Genomic DNA, 5,170 nt, shown 5'->3' with positions numbered 1-5,170 from the left:
AAAAATAGGGCGTTTGTTGGTGCTTAGTCGGGTTGCCTCATTGGGCAGGGAAGTGGAATTACACGTTTTAGGTTGTCCGCCTTTGTCGGTTAAGTTAGTTTCTACCTTGTGGTTTGCTTCAGAAAACTAGTCAGAAATAGCAGTTCTTTCTCAAGTAAATCATGTGTTTGTGGTAAAACATAACAAGCAATTTAAGAGGGATTCACAACGCTCGGCATTTTTGCTTCTACTTCAGTTTTAGTGTTTATGGCACAATGCTTTAGGTTTGGGGGAAGGCGTTGTTCACCCCTTAATTGGGCGTTATGCTTACTCTTCAAATTTTTACTAACTAAGGTTTTAACGATATGAAAAATATAGTGATATTGACATTATCTTCTCTGGTGTTCTTTTCTTCTAACACTCTTGCTAGAGATGATATCGGATCATATCCAATTGAAAATGCTCTAAGCTCAGAAGCAGCAAAAAATAAATTAGGTACTGCTGTAAAATTCTACTTCGGTGAGCAGAAATTTCCCACAGTGGAGGCGGAGTTTGGCGAATTCAAAACGAACAAAAAAACAAACGCGTTTAATAAAACAGATGAAGAAGCGTGTAACTGGGTCTTTTTATCGGCCATGATAGCGCTGAAAGAACGCGCAATTAAAGAAGGTGGTAACGCGGTGGTTGATATCAAATCTAACTACAAAAACAACCTAACTTCTAGCTCAGATACCTTTCAATGTGGTGCTGGTACTATGATTGCGGGCGTTGCATTAACTGGTAAAGTAGTGAAGTTAAAGTAAGCATAACAAAGCGTTCAAGGCGGATTCACAACGCGTGGCATTTTGGGTTTAAATTGGCTTAAGTGTTTATGGCACAACGGTTTAGGTCAGGTGGCAGGCGTTGCTCACCACTTAACGCGGCGTTATGTTGCCCCGATAAATTTGGAAATCTAGAGTTCGAAAATGATAAGAAAGTACAATTCACATGACTTAGATTCGGTTCTTGAAATCTGGCTTGAAGCCTCTGTTAAAGCGCATGATTTCGTTCCAGCGGACTTCTGGGAATCTCAAGTTGAGAGCATGCGTAATATTTATATTCCTGCTTCAGAAGTTTTCGTTTATGAAATCGAGTCGAAAACAGTTGGTTTTTATGCACTGTATGAAAATACTTTGGCAGCTATATTCGTATTTCCTGAATTTCAGGGTAAAGGCATTGGTAAGCAATTATTAAGTCATGCCAAAGCTCAAAGGGCGATTTTGAGCCTTTCCGTATACAAGGAAAATCAGGCTAGTTATCAGTTCTATTTGTCTCAAGGTTTCGCAGTCGTCAGTGAGCAACTGGACGAGCATACGGGACACCCAGAGTACACAATGAGTTCGGGCACATAACAAGGCGTTTAAGACGGATTCACAACGCTTGGCGATTTCAGTTCAAGTTAGCTTAAGTGTTTAAGGTAGAATGGTTTAGGTTTGGTGGTTGGCGTTGTTCACCACTTAACGCGGCGTTATGTTTACTTGTAATTCAAAGGCTTAAAGGTCTTAGGCTTTAGTTCTTTGTCCCTTTGGCAATTCGTCCCTAGTAGACTCAGCAAATCCGCATTGTCGGTCTAAGTTCTTGAATATCTCAGCCCGTAAAACATGCCAATGTTCGCGGGTTGCTTCATTGTCAGGTCGTGGCGGCTGGCTTCTTGTTTAACTGGCTCAAGGTCGCTTTGAGGCTTTTTGTCAATTAGCACTTCAGCTTGGCAGTTGCCTCGGCAATTCAGCATTGTTTTGCGCTTTGGTTGGAAAGAAAGGGCACTAGTTGGAGCTTAGTCGGGTTGCCTCATTGGGCAGGGAAGTGGGATTACACGTTTTAGGTTGGTCGCTTTTGTCGGTCAAGTTGGTTCCAGCCTTGTGGTTTGCTTCAGAAAACTAGTCGGAAATAGCAGTTCTTTCTCAATTAAATCATGTGTTTGTGGTAAAACATAACAAGCAATTTAAGAGGGATTCACAACGCTTGGCACTTTAGCTTCTACTTCAAATTTAGTGTTTATGGCACTATGCGTTAGGTTTTGATGTAAGCGTTGTTCACCCCTTAATTGGGCGTTATGCAGCATAAAAAATTTTAGCTAGGTGGTACATATGTATTCGATTATTTTACAAACAAAGAATAATGAACAAAAAGAAATACAGACTGACAAAAGTCTGTTGTTTGTAGGGGCAAACGGTTCTGGTAAAACTCGTTTAGGTACATGGATTGAAATGGAATCCCCCCAAAAGGATAAAGTTCACCGAATTTCGGCGCAAAAATCATTAACTATGCCCGACTCTACAACACCGACATCTTTAGAGCGTGCTCAAAAGGATTTATTGTACGGGTATGCTGAAGCCCCATTAGAGCAGGCTTGGCACTTTAAATCTGGTAATAGATGGAGCAATAAACCAGCAGTAAGTATGTTAAATGATTACCAAAAACTGATGGTTTTTTTATTTTCGGATCACACGGAAGAAAGTGCAAAATATTTCGCGGCGTCAAAAGCAACTAACGAGCGTGTTGTGCCACCTGAAACAAACTTGGACAAGGTAAAAAAGGTTTGGGAGAAAGTCCTTCCTCATAGAGAGTTAAAGTTAGGTGGTTTAAAAATAGAAACGCTTATCAAAGGAGATCCATCATCGAACTACAATGCTTCAGAAATGAGTGATGGAGAGAGGGTTATATTTTACTTAATTGGTCAGTGTTTAGCGGCTCCTAAAAATGGCATTATTGTTGTTGATGAGCCAGAGGTGCACTTGCACAAGTCTGTTCAAGTACCGCTTTGGCAAGAGATTCAGAAGTTAAGAGATGACTGTGTTTTTATCTTCTTAACACATGATGTCAGCTTTGCGTCTGGAATGAATGATACTCAAAAAATATGGTTAAAGTCATATGATGGTAAAGGCTGGGATTGGGAAGTCGTTGAAGCGATAGATAATTTCCCAGAGGAATTACTAATTGAGATTTTAGGCTCAAGAAAACCAATTGCATTTGTTGAAGGCGAGAGCGGTAGTTATGATACTGCTTTATATCAAGCCATTTTGAAAGAGTATCTGGTTATTCCGAGAGGTTCCTGCTCGGAGGTGATTCTGAGTACAAAAGCTTTGAGAGCAAGTAACCAATTACATCATTTGAATGTTATTGGTATCATCGACCGTGACCGAAGAGTTGATGAAGAGCTTAAAGCTCTTAAAGCTTCTGGGGTGTACTCTCTTGAAGTTGCTGAAGTCGAAAACTTATTCTGTGTTCCAGAGGTTTTAAAGGTAGTCAGTGAGCATCTCTTGAGGGATAGCAGTGAGGATATTCAAGCAATATCTAACTTTGTATTCAAAAATTTACAAAAAGAATTGGAAACTCAGATTTCTTTGAGGGTTGCTGGCGAAATTAAGTTTAGGCTCAATTTATTTGATGAGAAAGCTAAAGGCAAAGATAAGTTAAGTCTAGCTTTAAGAAATTTAACTAGTTCAATAGATGTTTCGAATATTTATGATGAAATTGAAACACAATTTACGAACATTATAGAACGCAAAGATTATACCGAACTACTGAAGTTGTATAATCGTAAATCTATTGCAGCGCAGGTAAGTAAATACTTTGATTTGACAAACGGTGGTCTGGCTCAATTAGTCGTGAGAATGGCTCTTAGTAACCAAAAAGATGCTATTGTTGGAGCTATAAAACCTTATTTAGGTGACCTCGAAACCCCAGCTGCATAACAAACTGTTTAAGAGTGATTCGCAACGCGTGGCATTTTTACTATGCGTTGTGTTTGGTGTTTAAGGTGGTATGCGGCGACTTCGGTATTGCGTTGCTCACACCTTAACAGGGCGTTATGCGCTAGGAGGAAAAATGAATCTGGATTATGTTGAAATTCCTAATCAAGCAATATTGGCTAGTGCGAAAAAGTACTTGTTATCAGCCGAATTGCTCGAAAGCCAGAATGAACAATTAGAACTTGGCTCAATCTTGTGTTCATCCTTTTCGATCGAATTATTGCTAAAGTCGCTGCTTTCAACGAGCTTCCCCCAGAATGTTGAACAATTAGATGAAGGTAGCTTTTCCTATAATGGTCTAGTTCACACTACTGTACGTGGTCATTGTTACTCGAAATTATTTGGTAAACTTACTTCGCAACAACGATCTTATTTATCTGAGTTCTTTAATTCTGGAAACAAGCCTGAATCGCTAGAGTTAATGTTTAAAACGTTTGATGATACATTTGTTAAGTGGCGATATGGTTATGAGGCAACAAATAAATCTATAAATATTAGTGTACTACTTAGACTGAACCGCAAATTGTACGAGGCTATAGCGCGTCTGGAAGTAGTAATTGAGCCACGCGCATAACAAGCAATTTAAGAGGGATTCACAACGCTCGGCATTTTTGCTTCTACTTCAAATTTAGTGTTTATGGCACAATGCTTTAGGTTTGGGTGGAGGCGTTGTTCACCCCTTAATTGGGCGTTATACAAACGGAGGCAATTTTGAGTTCAGAAAAGCTAGATTTAGAGCATCTTCCTCTCCAAAATGAGTTGGTTCGATCAGCGTGCTCGGCGTTCATTTCTGAGAGTGACGTAGTAGCGGCTGTGTTGTTAGGCTCATTGGCTGCTGGGAAAGGTGACCGTGTATCGGATGCCGATATTCTCGTTTTCACAAAGAATGACTTCCATAGATCTACAGACGAGTGCTTCTCAGCCTTCGAGTGTGACAAGGAAATATTCTATCAACTCGAAGGTTTCCACAATGATAATGCTTACTTTAAAAAGTACATTTTTAATGATCTCACTAGTGCCGAAATTCACTGTTTAGATTTAAATGAATCGTTCAGTATTTCAAAACCGTTTAAAGTGTTATTTGACAAAAATGGCATCATCGAGCAAAGGGTAACAGATGAACCAGCACCAAAGCATGAGGACTTTCCCGCTTATGCGAATGGTGATGATGGTCTTACTTGGGAGCTTTTTGATTGTATCAAGTGGATGAGCCGTGGAAATCATAAGTTGGCTAAGAACCATTTAAAGAAGCTAGTCGATAAACTTTAACTGTTTGTATAACAAAGCGTTTAAGACGGATTCCCAACGCTTGGCATTTTCGGTTTGCTTTGAATTTAGTGTTTACGGCACAATGGTTTAGATAGGGTGGTAGGCGTTGCTCACCACTTAACGCGGCGTTA

At 39.8% G+C, this 5,170-nt stretch carries 5 protein-coding genes; all 5 read left to right on the top strand.

From position 1 onward, the window contains the following. The first annotated feature begins 344 nt into the window (after nucleotides 1–344). The 5 genes from ACU01J_RS21450 (at nucleotide 345) to ACU01J_RS21430 (ending at nucleotide 5,039) form a co-directional block, all read left to right on the top strand. The gene (locus tag ACU01J_RS21450) at nucleotides 345–782 is read left to right on the top strand and encodes a hypothetical protein (protein ID WP_045956202.1); all 438 of its coding nucleotides are present in this window, start codon (nucleotides 345–347) and stop codon (nucleotides 780–782) included. A gap of 162 nt (nucleotides 783–944) precedes the next feature. After that, nucleotides 945–1,370 carry an N-acetyltransferase gene (locus ACU01J_RS21445; RefSeq protein WP_025527007.1) on the top strand — a complete coding sequence of 142 codons (426 nt, stop codon included), beginning with the start codon at nucleotides 945–947 and terminating at the stop codon, nucleotides 1,368–1,370. Between the two features lie 735 nt (nucleotides 1,371–2,105). Further along, the gene (locus tag ACU01J_RS21440; RefSeq protein WP_481087435.1) at nucleotides 2,106–3,713 is read left to right on the top strand and encodes a DUF4435 domain-containing protein; all 1,608 of its coding nucleotides are present in this window, start codon (nucleotides 2,106–2,108) and stop codon (nucleotides 3,711–3,713) included. A gap of 133 nt (nucleotides 3,714–3,846) precedes the next feature. Next, a complete protein-coding gene (locus ACU01J_RS21435; RefSeq protein ID WP_130191011.1) occupies nucleotides 3,847–4,344 on the top strand; it encodes a hypothetical protein in 498 nt (165 codons plus the stop codon). 137 nt (nucleotides 4,345–4,481) lie between these two features. Further along, on the top strand, nucleotides 4,482–5,039 hold the full coding sequence (locus tag ACU01J_RS21430) for a nucleotidyltransferase domain-containing protein (RefSeq protein WP_481087409.1): 558 nt from the start codon (nucleotides 4,482–4,484) through the stop codon (nucleotides 5,037–5,039). Nucleotides 5,040–5,170: the final 131 nt, after the last annotated feature.

The organism is Vibrio sp. 2433-A1, from assembly GCF_056726085.1.
The sequence above is the reverse complement of the archived record's forward strand: the minus strand, read 5'-3'. Positions and strand labels throughout refer to the sequence as shown.